The following is a 24,877-nucleotide window of genomic DNA, read 5'->3' as shown; positions in this document are numbered from 1 at the left end:
TTCGGGAACCGCTGTAATTAGTCTTGAAACGGGTCGGTCACAAGTATCGTATCGTCCCGCTCCGGACTTGTGGAGAGGAGCGCAACGGGAGCGCCGATGAGTTCCTCGATGTACCGCACGTATTTCACCGCCTGGGCCGGCAATTCAGCCCAGCTTCTCGCCCCGGCTGTCGTTTGCGACCACCCTTCGAGAGTTTCATAGATCGGTTTAACCGCAGCTTGTGCCCGCATTGAGGCAGGAAGATAGTCGATTCTCTGCCCGTCAAGCTCATAGCCGACGCATACCTTGATCTCTTTCAGTCCGTCGAGCACATCCAGCTTGGTCAGCGCGATGCCGGTTATGCCCGAGGTCTTGACCGTCTGGCGCACCAGCACCGCGTCGAACCAGCCGCAGCGGCGTGGACGGCCGGTGTTGACGCCGACCTCGCGGCCGACCGTCGCCAGGTGACGGCCGATCTCGTCGTCGAGCTCGCACGGAAAAGGCCCCTCGCCGACGCGGGTGGTGTAGGCCTTGGTGATGCCGAGCACATAGCCGATTGCCGTCGGACCGAGGCCGGAGCCGGCGGCCGCCTGTCCCGCCACCGTGTTGGACGAGGTGACGAAGGGATAGGTACCGTGGTCGTTGTCGAGCAGGGCACCCTGCGCACCTTCGAACAGGATACGGGCGCCGGCCCGGCGCTTCTCGTCGAGCACGCGCCAGACCTGGTCCATGAAGGGCAGGATCTTGTCGGCGACCGATGTCAGTTCGTCATGGATCGTTTGCGGCTCGATCTCGGCGAGCCCCATGCCGCGCCGCAGCGCGTTGTGATGGGTGAGCAGCCGCTCGATCTTGAGCATCAGCGTCTCGGGCTCGGCGAGGTCGATCAGCCGGATCGAGCGGCGGCCGACCTTGTCCTCGTACGCCGGGCCGATGCCGCGCCGCGTCGTGCCGATCTTGAGGGCGGAACTGGCGTCCTCGCGAAAACCGTCGAGTTCGCGGTGCAGCGACAGGATGAGCGGCGCATTGTCGGCGATGCGCAGCACGTCGGGGTTGATGGTGACGCCCTGCCCGCGCAGCTTCTCCACTTCCTGGACGAAATGGTGCGGGTCGACGACCACGCCATTGCCGATGACCGACAGCTTGCCCTGGACGAGGCCGGAGGGCAGCAAAGCGAGCTTGTAGCTGACGCCGCCGATGACCAGTGTGTGGCCGGCATTGTGACCGCCATGGAAACGTACCACCACGTCGGCGCGATCGGCCAGCCAGTCGACGATCTTGCCCTTGCCTTCGTCGCCCCACTGTGAGCCGACGACCACCACATTGGCCATGCTGTTTCCTCAAATGCAGACAGCCCGGACCGCCGGGCAACGGGTTTCTATAGCGGCAAGGCCTCGCGAGCGCGACTACGGATATCGGCAGAATCGCCACGCGGGCACATTATTTTTGTGGTCGCCGGACGTCCATGCGCCGGCCATCGACATGTCGGGACAATCGTTCGACCCCTGGGATGAGTAACGGGGTATGAAACTCCACATCGCAGATGCTTTCGCGACGGCTGTCCAATCGCCACCGCCGCCAGGCCGCGAAAATCCGCGGCGGCCTTCGATTTTTGCCTGGAACCCCATCCCCGACCTTTCAGGGCGAGCCGCCTGTCTCGCCCTGAAAGGTCAGGGATGGGGGGTAAGACAGCCCGCGCATGAGGACGTGTCGGGGCCGCCACGGCTCGGTCCCTTCCTTCACCCGGACGCGTGCGGCATCGTTGCGCGCCTTCCAGCGGGCGAAGCGTCCTGCCTGTCCCGGCAGGTCGTCCAGCGCGCGGCCGAGCGCCTCCAGCCGCAGCATCAGCCGTGCTGCGCCGATCGGATCGTCCGGTGACGGCGGCGGAGACCGCTCGCTGAAGCCGGGAACAGAGATGCGCGGAACGGCGTGGGCCGGCACATACTTGCGTCGTACGCGGAACGGATTTTCCAGCGCATCGAGCAGCGGCAGGTTTATTGCACGCGGCCTGGCGGCGCGCAGAGCGGCGGCTTTCCTGGCGGTTTCGGCGCGGGCGAAATCCCCACGCGACAGGGTGACGGCGAGGCCGAGGCGGCGCAGCATCGGCGCCGGGTCGATGGGTTTCGGCTTGCGCGGACGAAACGGTGGCAAGGTCACCACGATGCCACGCGCCGCCGCGACGATGAGGCGCCGCGCGGCGGATTCTGCCGGACGCAGCAGCCGCAGGATGGCGCGGTAGAGATGGCGTGGCAGGGTAAAAGCCGTGGACGGCCTGCTTCTTCCCGTCCGCGAAGTTTTTGGAGCAGCCGCGGCTTCCTGGAGAACCGACGACAACGGCCTGCCAAAAGCCATTTCGGCCATGGCGACGAGCATGGTCAGGATGCGCTTAAGCGCTTCCCGATTTGTCTCGACTTGCGGAATATACATCGCCGCCTTCCTTCCAACACAAGCCATCCCGTCATCGCATGGATTGGTGGATAAGTAAATAATCCTAGGAAAACAATCCATGGAGTGCATACAGGCATCATTGTAGAACGATCGCGCAAGGCAAGACTCGGTCCAGCGTCGGGCGGGCGCCCTGCCCAGGAGCGGCAAACTTCAGGCAATAACCCTTTACGGCACGTCATCCCGATTGCGCGGCTTTCAAACTCCGTGGCAATGTCGGCCCGACGGCCAATCCAGACGCCCCGTCCGGCGCCATCGCATCAAGAGGGAGAGCGGCATGAGCAACAGCGAAATGATGGCGCGGATGTCCGGAAGCCCCGGCTTTATCGCCGCGCTCGACCAGAGCGGCGGGTCGACCCCCGGCGCATTGCGTCTCTATGGCGTACCGGAAACCGCCTACAGTGGCGACGCCGAGATGTTCAAGCTGGTCCACGAGATGCGGGTGCGCATCATGAGCGCGCCGGCGTTCACCGGCGACAAGATTTTGGCCGCCATCCTTTTCGAGCGCACGATGGACGGAGTGGCGCAGGGCAAGCCTGTTCCGTTGTTCCTGTGGGAAGACCGCAAGATCATCCCGTTCCTCAAGGTCGACAGCGGGCTCGCGGCCGAGGCGGACGGCGTCAGCCTGATGAAACCGATGCCGGGGCTGGAGCCGCTGCTGGAGCGCGCCGTGAAAGCCGGCATCTTCGGCACAAAAATGCGCTCGGTCATCAACCTGCCGTCGAAGGCGGGTATCGCGGCGGTGGTCGCGCAGCAGTTCGACGTAGCCTCGCAGATCGCCGCGCACGGGCTGATGCCGATCATCGAGCCGGAAGTGTCGATCAAGAGCCCGGACAAGGCCGGTGCAGAAACGATCCTTCGAGAAGAAATCCTGAAAAAGCTGGACGCCCTGCCGCAGGACCGGAAAGTCATGCTCAAGCTGACGATCCCCGATACGCCGGATTTCTACGCGCCGCTGGTCAAGCACCCGCGTATCGCAAGGGTCGTGGCGCTGTCGGGCGGCTACAGCCGCGCGGACGCCTGCAAGCGCCTCGCGCAGAACCATGGAATGATCGCCAGTTTCTCGCGGGCATTGGCCGAAGACCTCCGGCATTCGATGAGCGATGCGCAATTCGACGCGGCGCTGGCGAAATCCATCGACGAGATCTTCGACGCCTCGACCAGGAAAGTCTGAGCCGAGGCGTCGTTAGCCGGCTTCCTACAGTCCGGCCACGTCGAACTTCAGCGGCTTGGCCGAGACGATCTTCGGATCGGCGCGCAGCTCGGCGAGCACAGTCTCGGGGAACGGCGCGTCGAGATAGAGCAGCGCGATGGCGTCGCCGCCCGGCTTGTTGCGTCCGAGCTGGAAGTTGGCGATGTTGACGCCATTCCTGCCGCAGATCGTGCCGAGCAGGCCGATTATGCCCGGCGCGTCGGGGTTGGTCGTGTAGAGCATATGCTGCCCCACCTCGGCGTCGAGGTTGATGCCCTTGATCTGGATGAAGCGCGGCTTGTGGTCGGAAAAGCACGTGCCGGCGATCGAGCGCGTCTGCTTTTCGGTCGTCACCGTCAGCTTGATGTAGCCGTCGAACACGCCTGACTTGTCGCGCTTGACTTCTGACAGCACGATGCCGCGCTCCTTCACCATGATCGGCGCTGACACCATGTTGACGTCGGAGACCTGGGGACGAATCAGGCCGGCAAGGGCGGCGCTGATCAGGGCGCGGGTGTTCATGCCGGCGGTGGCGCCGTCGAACAGCAGTTCCACCTCCTTGATCGGCTCTTCCGTCACCTGGCCGACGAAGGCGCCGAGCACTTCGGCGAGCTTGATGAAAGGCTTCAGCCGCGGCGCCTCCTCGGCCGTGATCGACGGCATGTTGATGGCATTGGAGACGGCGCCCTTGATCAGGTAATCCGACATCTGCTCGGCGACCTGCAGGGCGACATTCTCCTGCGCCTCGCTGGTGGACGCGCCGAGATGCGGCGTAGTCACCACGTTTTCCATGCCAAAAAGCGGATTCTCGGTCGCCGGCTCGGTCTCGAACACGTCGATGCCGGCGCCCGCCACCTTGCCGCTCTTCAGCGCCGCGATCAGGTCGGCCTCGACCACTAGCCCGCCACGGGCGCAATTGATGATGCGCACGCCGTTCTTCATTTTTGCGATCGCCGCCGCATCGATGATGTTGCGCGTCTTGTCGGTCAGAGGCGTGTGCAGCGTGATGAAGTCGGCGCGAGCAAACAGTTCATCCAGTTCAACCTTCTCGACGCCGAGTTCGGTGGCGCGCGTCTCCGACAGGAACGGGTCGTAGGCGATGACATGCATCTTCAGGCCAACGCCGCGCGTCGCCACGATCGAGCCGATGTTGCCGCAGCCGACGACGCCCAGCGTCTTGCCGGTGATCTCGACGCCCATGAAGCGGTTCTTTTCCCATTTTCCCGCATGCGTCGATGCATTGGCTTCCGGGATCTGGCGGGCCAGCGCGAACATCATGGCGACGGCATGCTCGGCGGTGGTGATCGAATTGCCGAACGGCGTGTTCATGACGATGATGCCACGCCGTGAGGCGGCGGGGATGTCGACATTGTCGACGCCGATGCCGGCGCGGCCGATGACCTTCAGGTTGGTCGCGGCGGCGATCAGCTTTTCGGTGACCTTTGTCGCCGAGCGGATGGCGAGGCCATCATACTGCCCGATCACTTCGAGCAGCTTTTCCTTGTCCTTGCCGAGATCGGGCAAATAGTCGACCTCGACGCCGCGATCCTTGAAGATCTGCACGGCGGTGGTGGAGAGTTTGTCGGAAACGAGAACGCGGGGCATGGGAATCCTCTGCGATTGGCCTACCTCCCCCTTGTGGGGAGGTCGGTCGCGAAGCGACCGGGTGGGGGTTCTGATCTGATTGGCGGATGGGGATGCACCCCCACCCCGGACCTTCGGTCCGACCCTCCCCGCAAGGGGGAGGGTGGTTGGCGGCTACGCGGCGGCCTTCAGCGCCGCCTTCTGCTGCGCAAAAGCCCAGTCGAGCCATGGCGTCAGCTTGCGCAGGTCGTCGGCTTCCACGGTCGCGCCGCACCAGATGCGCAGGCCAGGCGGGGCATCGCGGTAGCTGGCGATGTCATAGGCCACCTTTTCCGCCTCAAGCGCGGCCGTGAACGCCTTGACGAAACCCTGCTGGCCGGCGTCGTCGAGGCCGGCGACCGCCGGGTCGACGAAGCGCAGGCAGACCGAGGTGTTGGATCGCGTCTCCGGAACTTCCGCCAGGAAATCCACGGCGGAATTCTCCGCCACCCAATCCGCCAGCACGGTGGCATTGGCGTCGGCGCGCGCGACCAGCCCGTCGAGGCCGCCGACCGATTTTGCCCATTCCAGCGCGTCGATATAGTCCTCGACGCACAACATCGACGGCGTGTTGATGGTCTCGCCCCGAAAAATGCCCTCGATCAGCTTGCCGCCCGAGGTCAGGCGGAAGATTTTCGGCAGGGGCCAGTCGGGCTTGTAGGTCTCCAGCCGCTCGACGGAGCGCGGGCTGAGAATCAGCATGCCATGCGCGCCCTCGCCGCCCAGCACTTTCTGCCAGGAGAAGGTGACGACGTCGAGCTTCGAAAAGTCCAGCCGCTGCGCGAAGGCCGCGGAAGTTGCGTCGCAGATGGTCAAGCCCTTGCGATCGGCAGGAATGAAGTCGGCATTGGCGACGCGCACGCCGGAGGTCGTCCCGTTCCAGGTGAAGACCACGTCACGGTCGAAATCGACTTTCGCAAGATCGGGCAGCGCGCCATAGGGCGCCTCGAACATCCGCGCGTCCTTGAGCTTCAACTGCTTGGCAACGTCGGTCACCCAGCCGGCGCCAAAGCTTTCCCAGGCCAGCATGTCGACGCCGCGCGCACCGAGCAGCGACCACATCGCCATCTCGACAGCGCCGGTGTCGGAGGCCGGCACGATGCCGATGCGGTAGTCGACGGGAACCTCAAGCACCTCGCGAGTCAAGGCGATCGCCTGTTCCAGCTTGGTCTTGCCGATCTTGGCGCGGTGGGAGCGGCCGAGCGCGGCATTCTTCAGCGCCTCGACCGACCAGCCGGGGCGTTTCGCGCAAGGACCTGATGAAAAATTGGGATTTGCCGGACGGAGTCCGGGCTTGGAGACGGTCGTCGTCATCTTGGCTATCCTTCCAGATAGAAAGCCCCTCGTTGGGGAGGGGTGTCCCACTGCGGCGATTACGCGAAGGCGCGGAAAAGCGCAAGTCCTGTCGAAACCTATGATGCTGCTTCTTGCTCGATCTCGCAGAACATCGATGGAACGAGCGGCATCGTGTGGCACAAATCTGGCACACGCGGTTCCTCGTCAGTTCCCCGCTGATTTGCCTGTGGGCGGCGCGACCGGGATGTGCCACCAGAACACCGCCAACATCTCCGAATGCGCGACCTGGTACGCGGCCAACAGCTAGACGTGCGAGCGGCCGGTCATGGTCACCCTGTGCCCAAATGCATGAACCGTCACGTCCCTACCAATCCTGCTGCTCGACTGGAGTAGCAGCGAATGCCTTGCCGCCGCCGGCATCGACCCCGGAAGGGCTGCGCCGGCTACCTGTTTCGGAGGCGCGCCACCAGTCGTTCCGACGGAGCCGGTCCGCAAGAGCTTCGTCATCTATTCCGCCTGACGGTCGCCGATTGGGCGATTGCCAATGCCAATTTTCCAACCAAGCAAGGACATGACCCAGAAGAAGAACATCCATATTATAGGCGGCGCCGGCCTGGTAGGCACCGGAATCGTGCTCGATCTTCTCTCCGATCGCACGATCGTCCCGATCGAGAGGGTCGTCGCCTTCGACGTCTCGCAGAAGGCGCTCGATCGTCTCGCCGCACTGAGGACCTGGGCATTGCCAAGGAGCCGGCTGCGGCGTGATCACGGAACTCTACATTGACGGAGAGTGGCGGGCGCCGGCTGCGGGCGGAACGTTCCCGGTCGTCGATCCGGCGACCGAGGAGGTTATCGCCACCGTTGCGGGATCGGACGAGAGCTGGGGCGGTGGGGCTACGAAGCCTATTTCGAAACCAAGCAGATCACGCGCTACGACAGTGACGAGCCGTGGGGCTGGTATCTGGATGCAGGAGCGAGAAATGCATGAGCGAGAGCCGGATCGGCATCATCCGGATCAGCCTGAAGGGTCAGGGAGATGGCAGGGAACATCCTCGCCGCGGATGACCACTCACAGTTATAGTATGTCGCGCCTTGCGCCGGGCGACGACCTCGTTTCGCGCAGGGTAAAGGAGGCAATGATGCCGCGCGAGCTTGCGGACGTTTCGGATATCGTGGTTCTGTGTCGCCGTCGCACCGCGGGTGCACGAGGTGATCTGCGGTGCGACGGGCTGCGGGCGGCCAGCAAACTTCTTGCGATCGTTACCGATGATGTCGGAAGTCGTTGCGTAAACTGCCCCCATGCCGGGTGAAAAGAGGGACTGAACGATGACGCAGCATGCGGACGTGAAGGCGATCGACGCCGAACTCTTCCGAGCGCTGATGCGACGCATCGCCTCCAGCGTGGCGGTGATCACCACGGCACATGACGGCCATCTTCATGGCATGACAGCAACCGCCCTCGCGAGTGTCTCGGCCGATCCCGCGCGCCTGCTGATCGTCGTCAACCGCTCGACGCGCAGCCATCCGCTGATCTCGGCCAGCCGCAACTTCACCGTCAACATGCTGGCGGAGACGCAGCGGGAGCTTGGCACACGATTCTCTTCAAGAGGCGACGATCAGTTCGAGGGCGTGGACTATGAGATCGCCGGCACCGGTGGCCCGATCCTGAAGGGCGCCGCCGCGCATCTCGAATGCCGGCTCGTCAGCGAAACTGACATGGGCACGCATACGATCTTCGTCGGCGAGATCGTCGGCGGCGCGCTGTCCGCCGCCAATCCGCTGCTCTACCACGACGGTGCCTACAAGCGGCTGACGCCCCGCGTCAGCCAGCATGACATCGCACCGTTCTTCCTCGAGCGCTGGTCGCCGCGTGCCTTCACCGACGAGACGATCGCGGCCGAGCAGTTGATGCCGTTCTTCGAAGCGGCCCGCTGGGCGCCGTCCTCCATGAATGCGCAGCCCTGGCGCTTCATCTACATCCTGCGTGACGGCGAGAACTGGCAGGGCATGCTTGAGGGCCTGTCCAACACCAACCGCTCATGGGCCTTCCGCGCCGCTGCGCTTGTCGTCTTCTTGTCGCAGGACTGGCTGGATTTCGGCGGCGGGCCGGTTCCGTCACCCACCCACAGCTTCGATACCGGCGCGGCCTGGATGTCCTTTGCTCTGCAGGCCTTCCTGTCGGGCTGGCACACGCATGGCATGGCCGGCTTCGATCACGAAAGGCTGCGCGACGTGCTGGGCGTGCCGGAAGGTTTCAGGATCAATGCCGTCGCGGCGATCGGCAGGATCGGCGACAGCGCGATGCTCACCGACAAGCTGCGATCTCGCGAATTCCCGGCCGATCGCGCGCCGCTGGAAGAGCTTGTGTTCCAGGGCAGGATGTAGCCCTCAGTTCCTGCCGCCAGGGCCTTTCGCCATACACGTCGTCGCACTTTTGAAATCCGATATGTTTGATGTGCGCATCGGCGATAGCCTCGGCAGCATTGCGGATATCTTTCCGGACTGGCAGCCGCACGATCGGTTCGGTCTCATCATCGGCAGCCCGCTTGGAGGTCTTGGCGCCACGCATCTGCTGCAGATCGCGATCACCTCTTTCTATGATGTGAAGGAAAGCCGCCGTACAGAGCGGAAGATCTATCCGGAGATATACGCGTTCCACGCCGGCAAGGGTCACGGGACGCACGCGCCCTTCGATTTCTGGCCGCAGCGACGCGAGAAGATTGTCTCCGGGGACCATCGCGACATGCTGGATGCGATCAATGATTGCGGGATCACTCGGCTCGCCGTTCCCGATGGACCGTTGCGCGATCTCGTTCATCGGCCCAAGGAAGAGGACGCTGCGCTCGATCGGATCGTTACCGCGGTGGCCTATGCATCGAGCGGACGCATTGCCCGGCCGGACTTTTCCATCGCCGGGAACGACAGGCGCACGGAGTACAATCCCTCGCGGGTGCTGCGCCCGCTTGTACCTGCTGCCGCGCCAACCAAGCCTTCCAGATCCGGCATCCAGGTCAAGGAGGTCGATCCGACCTACCGCAACTGGCTTTTGGAACGCGAAGGCGACGTCACCGAGCAGGACCGCGTCGACGCCGCGCGAAAACGCGAGGCACTCAAGGACGCGGGTGGCCTTGCGACTGAAACCTACCGGTTCCTACGCGTCGCGGATGCACTCAAGCGACTGTGCTGACCAGCAATCGGCCGATAGCGACGGTCTTGTTTCGAAACCAGCCCCTAAGCCATCTTTTCAATCTGCGGCAGTTCTGCGTCTCGCGTGGCATCGAGCCAATCCTGGCTCTGCATCTCGATCAGACGTGACACGGTCCGGTCGAATTCGAACACCTCGACGCCGGTCTTGCCGGCATACAGTTCGGCTGGCGGGGCAGCGGCGCTGACGACGAGCCGCACATGCCGGTCGTAGAGCGTGTCGATCAACAGAATCAGCCGTTTGGCCTCGTTGCGCCGGCCGTCGGCCAGCACCGGGATGCGGTCGATGAACAGCGTCGAATAGCGTGACGCAACGGCGAGGTAGTCGCGGGCGCCAAGCGGTTTTTCGCAGAGGTCGGCGAAGGAGAAGCGCGCTGCGTCGCCTGCTGCCACCGGGACCGGTATCTCCCGGCCCTTCACCGCGACCATCTCCGGCGCGGCGTGGCGGCCATGCGTCATTGCTGCCCAGGCGTCGTCCATCAGCCGGTCGGCTTCCGGACCCAGCGGCGTGACGTAAACAGGCAAGCGGTTCAGCTTTTCCATCCGGTAGTCGGTGTCGGAATCGAGGCCCAGCACCTCGGCATGGCGCTTCAGTATGTCGATGAAAGGCAGGAACAGCGCGCGGTTGAGGCCGTCGCGGTAAAGATCGTCCGGCGCCACATTGGAAGTGGCGACCAGCACGACGCCGTTGGAGAACAGCGCCGAGAACAGTCTGGACAGGATCATCGCGTCGGCGATGTCGGTGACCGTGAACTCGTCGAAGCAGAGAAGCTGCGCCTGCTCTGCGAGCGCCTTGGCGACGGGCGGGATCGGGTCGTCCTCCTTGACAGTGCCATCCTTGCGCGCCTGCCGATGCTTCTGGATGCGGTCGTGGGCTTCGGCCATGAAATCATTGAAATGGACGCGCCGCTTGCGCCGCATCGGCACCAGTTCGAAGAATATGTCCATCAGCATGGTCTTGCCGCGGCCGACCCCGCCGTGGATGTAGAGGCCCTTGACCATCGAGGCTTCCGGCTTTCTTGCGAACAGCCAGCCCAGCGCGCTGGATTTGCGGGCGAGGCGGCGCGCGGAAAGCGCGTCGAGCAGCTTGTCCAGCGCCCGGACGACGATCTGCTGCGCCGGGTCGCGGCTGATCGCGCCGTTGCTCACCAGATGGTCGTAGCGCTGGCGAACCGTAGCGTGCGGCTCGATGCCGTCGCGAATATGCGGTGCCATGCTGGCGATGGCGCCGGCGATCAGCGGCTGAAGGAGATCGGGACGCCGCTTTCGGTCTGGCCGTCGAACTTTTCCGAGCCCGACGAATAGAGGCGCGCCATCACCCCGCCGTTCTCGTCATAGAGCGAAAGCTGCTTGCCGGCGACGTTCCACGACTTCACGCCGTCGACCGGGGCCGGGCAGCGCAGCGGGCCGGCACGGAAACCGGCGCCGAATTTTGTCTGCGAGGTGGCGATCTTGCAGCTCTGGCCGGAAACCGAGACGTTCCAGACACCGCCGACGGTCGAGGGCGTCAGGTCCGGCGCGTTGGGCGGCGGGCCAGCCGGCGTGGCGGCAGCGACATCGGCGGGATTGGGCGTCGGCGCGGTCGGAAACGCGGCGGGGCTGGCGGGCGGCGGCAGCGAGCCGGAGGTCACCGGACCGGACGGTGCTGCCGGCAAGGGCGCCGGCCTGCTCTCCTCGGCGGCGAAACGCGAGCTCTGGCAACCGCTTACCGCCAGCGCGGCCATCGCCGCGAGCAGTATGCCTGTCCTCGAAAGTGCCATCGCCGACCTCCTGCGGACCGTTGCCGCATCACCCTGACCACATCAGGGTTCTCTGCTGAAACCACAATTAGGCGGAATTTCAACCACTCATGGTTAAGATACGGTTTCCAGAGAGAAACGTTGCAATTATGTCGCGGTTTGTATGCCGCCGCACCGGCATTGCGAGCCCGCAGGATGATGGAGCCATGGGGCGCCAGCGTATCACATTTGTGCCGCCGTGCGCCGGCCCAATGTGCAAATGCCACGTGACTCGACGGCCGTCCGTTGCGGCCGGGACAGGACCGACTCTTGTCGATAATACGTCAGAAACCGCTGTGCTGTTCTCCAGCGGCGGTCCGCACCCTATCTTGCGATTACGAGAAAGCAGGAAGGCAAGGCCGGATGACAGGTGATGGGACGTTGCGAGGCGCCGGTCGTCCCAGAACGAGGAACGCCTATTATGAGGGTCCACCGAGCCGTCATTTTGACGGCAGGATATTCTTCAATCCCGGAGGCTTGCCGCCCGGCACCTTCCGCCAGTTGCTGAAGTGGCAGATGGACGGCAGCCGCACCAAATGGCCGGCCGAGTGGCCGAGCCCATATCCGCAGGCGCTGCCGGAGCCGAGGATCGAGGGCAGCACGCTGCGTCTGGCCATGGTCGGCCACTCGACCCTGCTCGTCCAGGCCGGGGGCCTCAACATCCTCACCGATCCCGTCTGGTCGGAACGTGTTTCACCGCTGTCCTTCGCCGGGCCGAAGCGCGTCAACCCGCCGGGCATCGCCTTCAGTGACCTGCCGCGGATCGATCTCGTTCTGGTCAGCCATAACCACTACGACCATCTCGACCTGACGACGCTGAAGCGGCTGAAGGCTGGGCACGATCCGCTCTTCGTCACGCCGCTCGGCAACGACACGATCATCCGCGCCGCCGTTCCTGACGCGCGGATCAGTGTCCACGACTGGGACGAGGAGGTGCGCATCGATGCCTGCACCACCGTCCACATCGAGCCGGTGCATCATTGGTCGGCGCGCGGCATGCGCGACCGCCGCATGGCGCTGTGGTGCGGTTTTGTCATCGAAGGCCCGGCGGGGAAAATCTTCTTCGCCGGCGATACGGGTTTTCATGGTGGCGCGCCGTACCGTCGACTGGCGCAGCGGCACGGGGCGCTGCGGCTCGCCGTCCTGCCGATTGGCGCCTACGAGCCGCGTTGGTTCATGGAGCCGCAGCACCAGAACCCCGAGGAGGCAGTGCTCGGAATGCAGTTGTGTGGCGCCAGCTTCGCCGTCGGCTGCCACTGGGGCACGTTCCATTTGACCAACGAGCCCGTCGACGAACCTCGACAAAAACTGCTTGCGGCACTCGCGGCGCATGGGGTCGCGCGGGAAAGATTCCGGCCGATGCGGCCAGGCGAGATATGGGACGTGCCCGAGGCTCCCGGAAGTCCATAGCGCCCCCGGCTATCCGCCAGGCATCCGGAACGAAGCACCATCGCACCGCGTTTCAGCGCTCGCGGAGGATATTGTGATGATCAAATGGATTCTCATTCTTCTGGTGATTGCCGCTGCGGCCAGCCTGCTTGGCTTTCCGAGACTGGCCGGCGCGGCCGCGACCGGCGCGCAAGTGCTGATCGCCATCGTGCTGATCCTGTTCCTGCTGGTCATTCTCGGCGTCCTGGCGATCACCTGACGTTCCGTCGTTCCGAAGGTCACTACGTCGCTGCGGACTGGTAATTCCCGCGCCTTTCCGCCATATAGCCTCGCATGAACGCGCGCGCGCCCTTCGCCAAGATGAACGGGCTCGGCAACGAGATCATCGTTGCCGATATGCGTTCGCGCGCCGATAGGGTCGCGCCGGCCGCCGCCCTGGCGCTCGACGCCGATCCGGCGACAAAATTCGACCAGATCATGGCGATCCACGACGCCCGCACGCCAGGTACCAACTGGTTCGTCGACATTTTGAATTCGGACGGCTCCAAGGCGCAGGCCTGCGGCAACGGCATGCGCTGCGTAGTCCGGGCGCTGGCTGCCGAGACCGGCAGGAAGGTATTCACCTTCGAGACCGTCGCCGGCATCCTGAATGCCGAGGAACATGCCGACGGCACGATCTCTGTCGACATGGGCCGGCCGCGCTTCGGCTGGCAGGATATCCCGCTTGCCGAGGAATTTGCCGATACCCGCGCCATCGAGCTGCAGATCGGCCCGATCGACGCGCCGGTGCTGCATTCGCCCTCCGTCCTGTCGATCGGCAACCCGCACGCCGTCTTCTGGGTGGATCGCGACGTCTGGAGTTTCGAACTCGACCGTTTCGGCCCGCTGCTGGAAAACCACCCGATCTTCCCGGAGCGCGCCAACATCACCATCGCTGAAGTGACCGGACGCGACCAATTGACGATCCGCACCTGGGAGCGCGGCGCCGGCCTGACCAAAGCGTGCGGCTCGGCTGCCTGCGCTTCCGCCGTCGCCGCCACAAGGACAGGGCGTACCGGCCGCACCGTTGCGATCATCGCTCCTGGCGGCAGGCTTCAGGTCGAGTGGCGCGCCGATGACCATGTCGTGCTGACCGGCCCGGCCGAGTGGGAGTTTTCCGGCCATTTCGATCCAGCAACCGGGGCCTGGGCGCGCGACACGCAAGAGAGCGCCGCCTGATGGCGCCCGTCTCCAAGATGATCGACATCGTCACCTTCGGCTGCCGCATGAACACCTATGAATCCGAGGTGATGCGGCGCGAGGCGGAGGCCGCAGGGCTCGGCGCGCTGCAAGGCGGCGCCGTCATCTTCAACACCTGCGCCGTCACCGGCGAGGCTGTGCGCCAGGCGCGCCAGGCGATCCGAAAGGCGCGCCGCGACAACCCGCAAGCGCGCATCATCGTCACCGGGTGCGCCGCGCAGACCGAGCCGGAAACCTTCGCCGGCATGGGCGAGGTCGATCTTGTCCTCGGCAACGAGGAAAAACTTCACAGTCACAATTACCGTGCCCTGCCGGATTTCGGCGTCAACGACTTCGAGAAGGCGCGCGTCAACGACATCTTTTCCGTGCGCGAAACGGCCGGGCACATGGTCGACGCCATCGAGGGCCGGGCGCGGGCCTTCGTGCAGGTGCAGAACGGCTGCGACCATCGCTGCACCTTCTGCATCATCCCCTACGGCCGCGGCAATTCGCGCTCGGTGCCGATGGGCGCGGTGGTTGAGCAGGTGAAACGCCTCGTCGGCAACGGCTATGCCGAGGTCGTGCTGACCGGCGTCGACATGACCAGCTTTGGCGCCGACCTGCCCGGCGCGCCGAAGCTGGGACGTCTGGTCAAGACCGTGCTGCGCCAGGTACCGGACCTGAAGCGGCTGCGGTTGTCTTCGATCGACTCCATCGAGGCCGATCCGGAACTGATCGAGGCGATCGGCGGCGAGCGCCGGCTGATGCCGCATCTGCATCTGTCATTGCAGGCCGGCGACGACATGATTTTGAAGCGCATGAAGCGGCGGCATCTGCGCGACGATTCCATCCGCTTCTGCGCCGAAATCCGCGCCATCCGGCCCGACATCGTCTTCGGCGCCGACATCATCGCCGGATTTCCGACCGAAACCGAGGCGATGTTCGACAACTCGCTGACAATCATCGAGGAATGCGGCCTGACGCATCTCCATGTCTTCCCGTTCAGCCCGCGAAAAGGCACGCCGGCGGCGCGTATGCCGCAGGTCGACGGCGCGACGGTCAAGATGCGCGCGGCGCGGCTCAGGGCAGCCGGAGACGCCGCATATCGGCGGCATCTTGCGTCGCTTGCCGGGACACGCCAGTCGATTCTTGTCGAGCGCGAGGGCCTTGGCCGCACCGAGGGGTTCACGCTGGCGGCAATCGGTTTCGGCAGGTCGGGCGAGATCGTCTCGGCTGACATAGCCGGGCATGACGGCGAACGGCTGATTGCGGCGCCCGCCGCCACGGCACAGGCGGCCTGATCACTCTATGGCATTGGGTTTTCTCAAGAAGGTCTTTTCCTTCGGCCGCAAGGAGGTCGAGCAGCGTCCCGCCGAGGATGAGCCGCTCGCGCCGCTCAATTTCGAGGCGCTGAAGGAATTTGCGCGGGAAGCGCCGACGCCTCCCTCCCCCCTTGAGGGGGAGGTGCCTGCGAAGCAGGCGGAGGGGGGCGTCAATGAAGCGCGCGACGCCCTTATACCCGCCGCCCGCGACATCGAAGAAGAAACGCCGAGCACTGCCGAGGCGACCCCCTTTGGTCTTTCGGACCATCTCCCCTCCAAGGGAGGAGAGGGGCCGGCACTCGTCGAACCGACTCCAACTGTACCGGAAGTTCCGGCACCCGAGCCTATCCCTTCCCCCGCGCCCGAACCTGAACCGGAAAAGCCTGCCCCCGAAATTGTGCCTTCCCCGGTTCCGGAGACCGTTCCGGTCCCGCCGGAAATCCCCGCCGAGCCCGCTCGGCCTGAACCGGAAAAACAACCCGCCCCTGAAATCCCGTACGAGCCGGAAGTTCCGCCGCAGCCGGTCGAACAACCACAGCCGGCGCCTATCGAAGTTCCTTCGCCTGGACCCACCAAAGTTCCCGCGCCGCCGATGCCGAGCGCGGTGTCCACCTCCCCCCTTGAGGGGGAGGTGCCTGCGAAGCAGGCGGAGGGGGTCGCCCAAGAAGCGCGCGACTCCTTGGCTCCGGCGGTAGGTGGCGTCGAAGGAAAAGCGTCGAGCACTGCCGCAAACCCCCCCTCTGGTCCTTCGGACCATCTCCCCCTCAAGGGGGGAGAGGAGGCGGCGCGCATCTCCGCCGCCGTCCCCGATCCGAGGCTGCTTCCCGTAGCTCCCGCCGGCAAGGTCACAGTCGGCAAGACGGTGGAGAAGAAGGCCGAAGCTGCGCCTATTCCCGCCGTCCCCGAACCCCGCAAAAGCTGGTTCCAGCGGCTGCGCGACGGGCTGTCGCGCTCGTCGCGCGAACTGACCGGGTCGATCGCCGGCATCTTCACCAAGCGCAAGCTCGACGAAGACACGCTGGAGGAACTGGAGGATGTGCTGATCCGCGCCGATCTCGGCATGGAAACGGCATTGCGTGTCACCGACACGCTAGCCTCCTCCCGCTACGGAAAGGACGTTTCCGACATCGAAGTCCGCGCCATCATGGCGCAGGAAGTCGAAAAAGTGCTGACGCCGGTGGCAAAGGCGCTCGAACTCGACCTTTCCCACAAGCCTCACGTCATCCTCGTGGTCGGCGTCAACGGCACTGGCAAAACCACGACCATCGGCAAGCTTGCGGCAAAGCTCAGGCAGGGCGGGCTCTCCGTCATGCTCGCTGCCGGCGACACTTTTCGCGCCGCGGCGATCGAGCAGTTGAAGATCTGGGGCGAGCGCACTGGCTCGCCGGTCGTTTCATCGAAGCTTGGCGCGGATGCAGCCGGCCTCGCCTGGGACGCCTTCGAGAAGGCGAAAGAAGCCGGCTCCGACGTGCTGATCATCGACACGGCCGGGCGCTTGCAGAACCGGACCGAGCTGATGGCCGAGTTGGAAAAGATCGTTCGCGTGCTTGGCAAGCACGATCCCGAGGCGCCGCATACGGTGCTGCAGACGGTCGACGCCACCACCGGCCAGAACGCGCTCAATCAGGTCGAGATTTTCCGCAACGTCGCCGGCGTCAACGGGCTGGTGATGACCAAGCTCGACGGCACCGCGCGCGGCGGCATCCTTGTCGCCATCGCGGCGAAGCATAAACTGCCGGTCTATTTCATCGGTGTCGGCGAGCAGGTCGACGACCTTGAGCCCTTCTCCGCGAGCGATTTCGCCAAGGCGATCGCGGGGGTGGGGTAGCCCTTATGCGCCGTGCCTTGTATTGCCATCCAAAGCCGGCATCCCGCATCGGAAACAGCCAGCCATGAGCAAGCGCATCCTCGAACGCGACCCGACCGATCCGCGCAGGAAAGAGATCAATCCGCTGCTGAAGCTCGCGCTGGAACTCGGGCCGCTGGTCGTCTTCTTCTTCGCCAACACACGCGGCGAGTGGCTGGCGCAGAAATTTCCGGCGCTCGCAGAGCTGGGCGGGCCGATCTTCATCGCGACTGGGCTGTTCATGGCGGCAACGGCGGTGGCGCTTGCCGCGTCCTGGATGTTGACCCGCACCCTGCCGATCATGCCGCTGGTTTCCGGCGTCGTCGTCTTCATCTTCGGCGCGCTGACGCTCTATCTGCAGGACGACGTGTTCATCAAGATGAAGCCGACCATCGTCAACACGCTGTTCGGCGGCGTCCTGCTCGGCGGGCTTTTGTTCGGCAAGTCGCTGCTCGGCTATGTCTTCGATTCCGCCTTCAAGCTCGATGCCGAGGGCTGGCGCAAGCTCACCTTGCGTTGGGGCCTGTTCTTCCTGTTCCTGGCGATAGCCAACGAGGTCGTCTGGCGGAATTTCTCGACCGACGCCTGGGTCGCCTTCAAGGTCTGGGGCATCATGCCGATCACCTTGTTGTTCACCATCGCGCAGATGCCGTTGATCATGCGGCATTCACTGGAAGAAAATATCGGGAAATAGGGGGGCAGGCCGATGCAGTTCATTTCGACGCACGAGGAGTTGCGCCAGCAGTACAAGCCAGCGCAGGAAGGGGCGCTGCGCAAGGAACTGCGCGCCTTCGACGGCCATTGCCGTACCTTCATCGCCAAGAGCCCGTTCGTGCTGATCGGCACATCGGATCGCGAGGGCAACGCCGACGTCACGCCGAAGGGCGACCGGCCGGGCTTCGTCGCGGTGCTCGACGACCGCACGCTGGCGATCCCGGATCGACCGGGCAACAACCGGCTCGACACGCTGGAGAACATCCTCGTCAACCCGGCGATCGGCCTGCTGTTCCTTATCCCCGGCATGAACGAGACGCTGCGCGTCAACGGCGAGGCGCGCATCACGCTGGACGGCGCGCTGCGCGAGCGGCTGGCCGTCGACGGCAAGGCGCCGCAGAGCGTTATTGTCGTCAAGGCCAAGGCCGTCTACATGCATTGCGCCAAGGCTTTCATGCGCTCCGATCTATGGGCGCCGGAGAAATGGCGGCCCCGTGCCGAAATGCCGACGTTGGGCGAAATCCTCAAGGACCAGCTTGCGCTGGCCGAGACCGCCGAGCAGACCGACCGCTGGCTGGACGACGCCTACAGCAAGTCGATGTGGTAAGCTGAACGGCTGGGCACGCCGTGAATCTGATCGGCCTGTCAGGCAGCCTTCGTACCGCCTCCACCAACACGGGGCTGCTGCGGGCCTTGCAGCGGCAGGCGCCACAGGGTTGCACTCTCGCCCTCTACGACCGGTTGGCCGCCCTGCCGATTTTCAATCCCGACGATGAAGGAGAACGCTTGCCGCCGGAGGCCGCCCGCCTGAACGAGGCCGTCAGTCGTGCCGACGGCGTCGTGATCTGTTGCCCGGAATATGCGCACGGCATTCCGGGCGGCCTGAAGAATGCGCTCGACTGGCTGGTGTCGGGGCCGGCAGCGGTCGGCAAGCCGGTGATGCTTGTCCACGCCTCGCACCGCTCGCAAATCTCGCGGGACGCCTTGCGCGAGGTGCTGAACACCATGTCGTTCAAGGTGTTTCCGGGTCCGGAACTCGAAGTGCCGTTGCTCGGCAAGAAACCGGCCGAGTTCGCGGAGATCCTGGGAGACCCATCATGGCGGCAAAGGCTTCGCGCGACGCTTGCCGATTTCGCCCGCTTCATCGGCGAGCGTTGAAAAGCCGTTAATGCCTTACGTCTGTGTCATGCAGCGAGCGCATTGCTGCAATGCAGCATGGAATATTGCAATGCACGCTGGTAATGCCAATCTATGCAGCGTGAGGGAGGAACAACCCGGTCGCCGCAAGGCGGCTCCATCAAGGGAACCTCGCAATGTTTTCCACGCTGATCAACACCACCCGTGACCGTATGGCCAAGCGTCGCCGCTACAACCAGATGGTCGACGAGATTCTTGGCATGTCGCATCGCGACCTTGCCGACATCAACGGCAACCGCACCGACATGCTGCAGCACGCCTACAAGGAAGTGTACGGCCGCTGAAAGGTCCGCAAGCGGACGCTCGTCCGAGTCCCGCGTAGCATATGTGTAGCTGAACGGCCGCCGGGAGACTGGCGGCCGTTTCGCATTGGCCTATTGACCCGACGCCAGCGCCTTCTCGATCTCCGGCATGACAAGCTTCTGCGCGCTTTCGCCGTCGAGCGGCCCGACATGTTTGTACAGGATCTTGCCGTCGCGCCCGACGACAAACGTCTCCGGCACGCCGTAGACGCCCCAGTCGATCGCCGTGCGGCCCTTCTGGTCGGCGCCCACCAGGGCGAATGGATTGCCGAGGTCGCCGAGGAAACGCCGGGCGTTCTCCGGCTCGTCCTTGTAGTTCAGCCCGGCGATCTGGAACCGCTTGTCCTGCGCCAGGGCCAACAGCACCGGGTGCTCCTGCCGGCATGGCGCGCACCAGGACGCCCAGACGTTCACCAGCGTGACCTTGCCGGCGAAGGCCGCCGAATCGAGACCCGGCAGGCCAAGCTCGTCTATGGGCGGCAGCTTCGTCTCAGGCGCTGGCGCGCCGATCAGCGCCGAAGGCACGGTGCCGATTTCACGTCCGGACAGCAGTTGCGAAAAGAAGATCGCGGCCAGCACCAGGAAGATCGCCAGCGGCAGTAAAACGATCAGTCGGTTTGGGCGCTTCGCCTCAGCCTGCCCTATGCCGGGTGTTTCGGAATGTTCGACGGTCATGAAGCAGCCTTGTCGGAGCGCCGCCTGATGCCGCTGGCCTCAAGCTCGGCGAGTTCGCGCCTCCGTGCCCGGCCATCGAGCAAGATCCAGCCAACCAAGGCGGCAAGAGCAACCGCCGAGGCAGCGTAGGCAGCGGTCACATAGAGCGCGTGGGCGGTCACTGACGATCCTCAACCCGAGAGGCGAGCCCGCCGTGGGCGGGCACCAAAGCATAAGGCTTGCACGTGCGCGCCTCGAAGGACGCACCCTACCGTCTCGACACCACCGCAGCAATTCGCCCAAAGTGCGGCGGATTTACTCGGCATGCCGCAGCGCCGCCGCCGCCGCCACCGGCCCGACCACCGCGAAGAATAGCGTCAGCGCGCACAGGATAAGGAAGGGTTGCAGGAACGGCGCGGGGTTCGTCACCGCGCCATAGGTTGCCGATACGCCGAAGATCAGCACCGGGATCGCCAGCGGCAGCACAAGCACCGAGATCATCAACCCGCCGCGCGGCAGCGCTACCGCGACGGCCGCGCCGGCCGCGCCGATGAAAGTGATAGCGGGCGTGCCGATGAGCAGTGTCAGCGCCGCCGCGCCGAGACCGGCCGGCTCGACGTTCATGAACAGACCGAGCAGTGGTGACGCCACCACCAGCGGCAGCACGCTGGCTGTCCAGTGCGCGAGGCATTTGACCAGAACTGTCAGCGGCAGCAGGTGGCGATCCCCGGAAAGCAGCAGCAGGTCGAGCGAGCCGTCCTCGCGGTCGGCCTGGAACAGCCGGTCGAGGCCCAGCAGCGAGGCGAGCAGCGCGCCGATCCACAGGATCGCCGGGCCTATGCGGGCCAAGAGGTTGAGGTCCGGCCCGATGCCGAAGGGGATCGTCGCCACCAGCGCCAGGAAGAACACGATGCCCGTCAGCGCCCCGCCGCCGGCGCGGATGCCGAGACGCAGGTCGCGGAGGTAGAGCGCTAGCATGAGGCGCCAGCCTCACCCTCCCCCTTGCGGGGAGGATCGACGAGCAATTGAAGCGAAGCGGAAGTTGCGAGTCGTGGCGGGGGTCGGGTCATTGGTTCGAACCCCCACCCCGCTCCGCTTCGCGGATCGACCCTCCCCACAAGGGGGAGGGTAAGCCCATCCGCAATTCCACCGCCCGAGCCAACCCGAGCGGCAGGTGCGTCGCAGCCACCACGATCCCTCCCTCGCGCAGGTGCACCTCCATCAACTCCCCGAACCGCGCCTCGGAGGAGGCGTCCAGCCCGGCGGTCGGCTCGTCGAGCAGCCATACGGGTCGATCCGATACCAGCAGCCGGGCGATGGCGGCACGGCGTTTCTGTCCGGTCGACAGCACAGAAAAGGGCAGGTGGCCGAGCCCGTCCAGCCCGACATGTTCCAGCGCCTCGTCCGGCGTGAAGCGCGGCGTACCCAGGAAGTCGCGCCAGAACAGAAGGTTCTCACCGACCGTCAACGCCGTCTTCATCGCGTTCTGGTGGCTGAGATAGTGGCAGGCGGAAGCCAGCGTCGGAAACGTCTCGCCACCGTCGAAACCGATGCGGCCGGAGGCCGCAGTCAGCAACCCGGCGAGAATGGCAAGCAGCGTCGATTTCCCCGATCCGTTCGGCCCGGTGATGACCAGGGCCTCTCCGTCCTCGAGCGTGAAGGAAACCTCGGAAAACACCGTCTCGCCGCCGCGTTCGCCGCTAAGTTTCTCGGCGATCAGCCGCATCCGTTCCCCTTCGATCGATGCCCGGCGCGACCTCTGTGCGGCGCAGCAAAAATGGCAATTCCGTGTCTAGAACTATTCCACGAATTTCTCTATATGCGAGATACCAACCCCAGCGGTCGGGGAAGGCAACCTTGATATGTGCCGGACCAGCGCTCGTGCCGTTTTCCACGGCCCGCACGCTTGGGAGCGGACAGCGGAAATGGCCGTACCCGCACCTTTGCGCGTGATTGCATGCCCATCGGAGTCCGTTCCCTCGAAGGCTGAACAGACTAGATGGGGTCATCCGTGTCCAAATCTCTCGACAGTTTCAATTGCCGCCGCGCCCTGACCGCGGGCGGGGCGGAATACGTCTACTATAATCTGATCGAGGCCGAGAAGAACGGCCTCACCGGCATTGCGCAGCTTCCTTACTCGATGAAGGTGCTGCTGGAGAATTTGCTGCGCAACGAGGACGGCCGCTCGGTCACCAAGGAGAGCATCCAGGCCGTTGCCAACTGGCTGACGGACAAGGGCACCGCGGGCGTCGAGATCGCCTACCGCCCTGCGCGCGTGCTGATGCAGGATTTTACCGGCGTGCCGGCGGTGGTGGATCTCGCCGCCATGCGCGATGGTCTGGCTTCGCTCGGCGGTGACCCGCAGAAGATCAACCCGCTGGTGCCGGTCGACCTGGTCATCGATCATTCGGTCATTGTCGACGAGTTCGGGACGCCGATGGCGTTTGCCCGCAACGTCGAACTCGAATACGAGCGCAACCAGGAGCGCTACAAGTTCCTGAAATGGGGCCAGCAGGCGTTCCGCAATTTCCGCGTCGTGCCGCCCGGCACCGGCATCTGCCACCAGGTCAACCTCGAATATCTCGGCCAAGTCGTTTGGACGAACACCGAGGACGGCGAAACCACCGCCTATCCCGACACCTGCGTCGGCACCGATTCGCACACCACCATGATCAACGGCCTCGGCGTGCTGGGCTGGGGCGTCGGCGGCATCGAGGCGGAGGCCGCCATGCTCGGCCAGCCGGTCTCGATGCTGCTGCCCGAAGTCATCGGCTTCCGGCTCACCGGCCGGCTCAAGGAAGGCGTCACCGCCACCGACCTGGTGCTGACCGTCACCCAGATGCTGCGCAAGAAGGGCGTCGTCGGAAAATTCGTGGAATTCTTCGGCCCCGGCCTCTCCAACATGACGCTGGCCGACCGCGCCACCATCGGCAACATGGCACCGGAATATGGCGCAACCTGCGGCTTCTTCCCGGTCGATGCCGAGACCATCCGCTACCTCACCATGTCCGGCCGCTCGGAGGCCCGCATCGCGCTGGTCGAGGAATTTTCCAAGGCGCAGGGCATGTGGCGCGACAATGATTCGGCCGATCCGGTGTTTACCGACCTGCTCGAACTCGACATGGGCGAGGTCGTGCCGTCGATGGCCGGGCCGAAGCGTCCCGAGGGCCGCGTGCCGCTGGAAGGCATCGCCGCCGGCTTCGCCGCCGCCATGGAGAAGGACTACAAGAAAACCGTCGACACCTTCAAACGCTACGCCGTCGAGGGCGAGGATTTCGACATCGGCCATGGCGACGTGGTGATCGCGGCGATCACCTCCTGCACCAACACCTCGAACCCGTCGGTGCTGATCGGCGCCGGCCTGCTCGCCCGCAACGCCAACCGGCTCGGTCTCAAGCAGAAGCCGTGGGTGAAGACGTCGCTGGCGCCGGGATCGCAGGTGGTCGCCGAATATCTGGAAAAGTCTGGTCTGCAGAAGGAACTCGACCAGATCGGCTTCAATCTGGTCGGCTTCGGCTGCACCACCTGCATCGGCAATTCCGGCCCGCTGCCGGCGCCGATCTCCAAGACCATCAACGACAAGGGTTTGATCGCCGCCGCGGTCTTGTCCGGCAACCGCAATTTCGAGGGCCGCGTGTCGCCCGACGTGCAGGCCAACTACCTCGCCTCGCCGCCGCTGGTGGTGGCGCATGCGCTGGCCGGAACGGTGACCAAGGATCTGACCACCGAGCCGATCGGCGAGGGCCGCAATGGTGAGCCGATCTACCTGAAGGACATCTGGCCGACCACGGCGGAGATCAACGCCTTCATCGAGGAGAACGTCACCCGCGAACTGTTCGCGCGCAAGTATGCGGACGTGTTCAAGGGCGACGAGAATTGGCAGGAGGTCAAGGTGCCGGAGGGCCAGACCTATGCCTGGGACGATAGCTCGACCTATGTGCAGAACCCGCCCTATTTCGCCGGCATGCACCGCAAGCCCGGCGCCATCGGCACGATCAGGGGCGCGCGCATCCTCGGCCTGTTCGGCGACAAGATCACCACCGACCACATCTCGCCGGCCGGTTCGATCAAGGCGGCGTCGCCGGCCGGCAAATACCTCACCGACCACGGCGTCGGCGTCGCCGACTTCAACCAGTACGGCACGCGGCGCGGCAACCATGAGGTGATGATGCGCGGTACCTTCGCCAACATCCGCATCCGCAACCACATGCTGGGCGAGAATGGGCGCGAGGGCGGCTACACGATCCACTATCCCTCCAAGGAAGAGTTGCCGATCTACGACGCCGCCATGGAATACAAGCGGGAGGGCGTGCCGCTGGTGATCTTCGCCGGGGTCGAATACGGCAACGGCTCGTCACGCGACTGGGCGGCGAAGGGCACCAACCTGCTCGGCGTTCGCGCGGTCATCGCCCAGTCGTTCGAGCGCATCCACCGCTCGAACCTGGTCGGCATGGGCGTCATCCCCTTCACCTTCGAGGAAGGCACGTCCTGGGCCTCGCTCGGGCTGAAGGGTGACGAGACGGTGACCATCGACGGTCTGGAGACCATCCGCCCCCGCCAGAAGATGGTGGCGAAGGTCACCTCGGCCGACGGCACCGTGACGGAGGTGCCGATCCTCTGCCGCATCGATACGGTCGACGAACTCGACTACTTCAAGAACGGCGGCATCCTGCAGTACGTGCTGCGCGACCTGGCTGCCTGAGCGGCAGCTATTTTGGTCA

At 64.7% G+C, this 24,877-nt stretch carries 24 protein-coding genes; 14 read left to right on the top strand and 10 right to left on the bottom strand.

Annotation, left to right across the window (positions count from 1 at the left end):
* Positions 1–17 precede the first annotated feature (17 nt).
* A complete protein-coding gene (locus ACSBOB_RS04180) occupies positions 18–1,307 on the bottom strand; it encodes an adenylosuccinate synthase (protein ID WP_442581207.1) in 1,290 nt (429 codons plus the stop codon).
* A gap of 307 nt (positions 1,308–1,614) precedes the next feature.
* On the bottom strand, positions 1,615–2,403 hold the full coding sequence (locus tag ACSBOB_RS04175) for a hypothetical protein (protein WP_442581206.1): 789 nt from the start codon (positions 2,401–2,403) through the stop codon (positions 1,615–1,617).
* A gap of 295 nt (positions 2,404–2,698) precedes the next feature.
* Here ACSBOB_RS04175 and ACSBOB_RS04170 point away from each other — a divergent pair, with 295 nt between their 5' ends.
* Positions 2,699–3,595, top strand: a complete 897-nt coding sequence (locus ACSBOB_RS04170; RefSeq protein WP_442581205.1) for a fructose bisphosphate aldolase — start codon at positions 2,699–2,701, stop codon at positions 3,593–3,595.
* 24 nt (positions 3,596–3,619) lie between these two features.
* Here the strand turns inward: ACSBOB_RS04170 and serA are convergent, their stop codons facing one another.
* Positions 3,620–5,218 (bottom strand): phosphoglycerate dehydrogenase, encoded by a 1,599-nt coding sequence (gene serA, locus ACSBOB_RS04165; RefSeq protein WP_442581204.1) that lies wholly within the window; start codon positions 5,216–5,218, stop codon positions 3,620–3,622.
* A 153-nt stretch (positions 5,219–5,371) separates the two neighbouring features.
* Positions 5,372–6,550 (bottom strand): phosphoserine transaminase, encoded by a 1,179-nt coding sequence (locus tag ACSBOB_RS04160; protein ID WP_442581203.1) that lies wholly within the window; start codon positions 6,548–6,550, stop codon positions 5,372–5,374.
* Positions 6,551–7,103: 553 nt separating this feature from the next.
* On the opposite strand from ACSBOB_RS04160, the gene ACSBOB_RS04155 reads away from it, so the two are divergent.
* The 3 genes from ACSBOB_RS04155 (at position 7,104) to ACSBOB_RS04145 (ending at position 9,719) form a co-directional block, all read left to right on the top strand.
* The gene (locus ACSBOB_RS04155; protein ID WP_442581202.1) at positions 7,104–7,316 is read left to right on the top strand and encodes a hypothetical protein; all 213 of its coding nucleotides are present in this window, start codon (positions 7,104–7,106) and stop codon (positions 7,314–7,316) included.
* A gap of 542 nt (positions 7,317–7,858) precedes the next feature.
* A complete protein-coding gene (locus ACSBOB_RS04150) occupies positions 7,859–8,917 on the top strand; it encodes a flavin reductase (protein WP_442581201.1) in 1,059 nt (352 codons plus the stop codon).
* 61 nt (positions 8,918–8,978) lie between these two features.
* Entirely contained in the window at positions 8,979–9,719 is a 741-nt protein-coding gene (locus ACSBOB_RS04145; protein ID WP_442581200.1) for a hypothetical protein, read from the top strand.
* Positions 9,720–9,763: 44 nt separating this feature from the next.
* Here the strand turns inward: ACSBOB_RS04145 and zapE are convergent, their stop codons facing one another.
* Positions 9,764–10,951 (bottom strand): cell division protein ZapE, encoded by a 1,188-nt coding sequence (gene zapE, locus ACSBOB_RS04140; RefSeq protein ID WP_442581199.1) that lies wholly within the window; start codon positions 10,949–10,951, stop codon positions 9,764–9,766.
* Positions 10,952–10,971: 20 nt separating this feature from the next.
* On the bottom strand, positions 10,972–11,496 hold the full coding sequence (locus ACSBOB_RS04135) for an AprI/Inh family metalloprotease inhibitor (protein WP_442581198.1): 525 nt from the start codon (positions 11,494–11,496) through the stop codon (positions 10,972–10,974).
* Positions 11,497–11,877: 381 nt separating this feature from the next.
* Between ACSBOB_RS04135 and ACSBOB_RS04130 the strand changes: the two genes are divergently transcribed.
* The 9 genes from ACSBOB_RS04130 (at position 11,878) to ACSBOB_RS04090 (ending at position 19,484) form a co-directional block, all read left to right on the top strand.
* A complete protein-coding gene (locus ACSBOB_RS04130; protein WP_442581197.1) occupies positions 11,878–12,924 on the top strand; it encodes an MBL fold metallo-hydrolase in 1,047 nt (348 codons plus the stop codon).
* A 76-nt stretch (positions 12,925–13,000) separates the two neighbouring features.
* Positions 13,001–13,162, top strand: a complete 162-nt coding sequence (locus ACSBOB_RS04125) for a DUF1328 family protein (RefSeq protein WP_396648218.1) — start codon at positions 13,001–13,003, stop codon at positions 13,160–13,162.
* 74 nt (positions 13,163–13,236) lie between these two features.
* On the top strand, positions 13,237–14,121 hold the full coding sequence (gene dapF, locus ACSBOB_RS04120; RefSeq protein ID WP_442581196.1) for a diaminopimelate epimerase: 885 nt from the start codon (positions 13,237–13,239) through the stop codon (positions 14,119–14,121).
* Positions 14,121–15,422, top strand: coding sequence for a tRNA (N(6)-L-threonylcarbamoyladenosine(37)-C(2))-methylthiotransferase MtaB (mtaB, locus tag ACSBOB_RS04115; protein ID WP_442581195.1), 1,302 nt, complete (start codon positions 14,121–14,123; stop codon positions 15,420–15,422). The genes dapF and mtaB overlap by 1 nt, the downstream gene beginning before the upstream one ends.
* Positions 15,423–15,429: 7 nt before the next feature.
* Entirely contained in the window at positions 15,430–17,271 is a 1,842-nt protein-coding gene (gene ftsY / locus ACSBOB_RS04110) for a signal recognition particle-docking protein FtsY (RefSeq protein WP_442581194.1), read from the top strand.
* A gap of 64 nt (positions 17,272–17,335) precedes the next feature.
* Positions 17,336–17,983 carry a septation protein A gene (locus ACSBOB_RS04105; protein WP_442581193.1) on the top strand — a complete coding sequence of 216 codons (648 nt, stop codon included), beginning with the start codon at positions 17,336–17,338 and terminating at the stop codon, positions 17,981–17,983.
* A gap of 12 nt (positions 17,984–17,995) precedes the next feature.
* Positions 17,996–18,610, top strand: coding sequence for a pyridoxamine 5'-phosphate oxidase family protein (locus ACSBOB_RS04100; RefSeq protein ID WP_442581192.1), 615 nt, complete (start codon positions 17,996–17,998; stop codon positions 18,608–18,610).
* 20 nt (positions 18,611–18,630) lie between these two features.
* A complete protein-coding gene (locus ACSBOB_RS04095) occupies positions 18,631–19,161 on the top strand; it encodes an NADPH-dependent FMN reductase (protein WP_442581191.1) in 531 nt (176 codons plus the stop codon).
* Between the two features lie 155 nt (positions 19,162–19,316).
* Positions 19,317–19,484 carry a hypothetical protein gene (locus tag ACSBOB_RS04090; protein ID WP_396648211.1) on the top strand — a complete coding sequence of 56 codons (168 nt, stop codon included), beginning with the start codon at positions 19,317–19,319 and terminating at the stop codon, positions 19,482–19,484.
* 90 nt (positions 19,485–19,574) lie between these two features.
* Here the strand turns inward: ACSBOB_RS04090 and ACSBOB_RS04085 are convergent, their stop codons facing one another.
* The 4 genes from ACSBOB_RS04085 to ccmA all read right to left on the bottom strand — a co-directional run bounded on the left by ACSBOB_RS04085 (position 19,575) and on the right by ccmA (position 21,882).
* On the bottom strand, positions 19,575–20,177 hold the full coding sequence (locus ACSBOB_RS04085) for a DsbE family thiol:disulfide interchange protein (protein WP_442581190.1): 603 nt from the start codon (positions 20,175–20,177) through the stop codon (positions 19,575–19,577).
* Complete coding sequence (gene ccmD / locus ACSBOB_RS04080) at positions 20,174–20,338, bottom strand: heme exporter protein CcmD (protein ID WP_442581189.1); 165 nt, start codon at positions 20,336–20,338, stop codon at positions 20,174–20,176. Before ccmD ends, ACSBOB_RS04085 begins: the two co-directional genes overlap by 4 nt.
* Positions 20,339–20,471: 133 nt before the next feature.
* A complete protein-coding gene (gene ccmB / locus ACSBOB_RS04075; protein WP_442581188.1) occupies positions 20,472–21,134 on the bottom strand; it encodes a heme exporter protein CcmB in 663 nt (220 codons plus the stop codon).
* Between the two features lie 88 nt (positions 21,135–21,222).
* A complete protein-coding gene (gene ccmA, locus ACSBOB_RS04070) occupies positions 21,223–21,882 on the bottom strand; it encodes a heme ABC exporter ATP-binding protein CcmA (protein ID WP_442581187.1) in 660 nt (219 codons plus the stop codon).
* 285 nt (positions 21,883–22,167) lie between these two features.
* On the opposite strand from ccmA, the gene acnA reads away from it, so the two are divergent.
* On the top strand, positions 22,168–24,858 hold the full coding sequence (gene acnA, locus ACSBOB_RS04065; RefSeq protein ID WP_442581186.1) for an aconitate hydratase AcnA: 2,691 nt from the start codon (positions 22,168–22,170) through the stop codon (positions 24,856–24,858).
* Positions 24,859–24,877 lie beyond the last annotated feature (19 nt).

Source organism: Mesorhizobium sp. KACC 23794 (assembly GCF_052180275.1).
Classification (GTDB): Bacteria; Pseudomonadota; Alphaproteobacteria; order Rhizobiales; family Rhizobiaceae; genus Kumtagia.
This window is presented reverse-complemented; position numbering and strand designations above follow the sequence as displayed.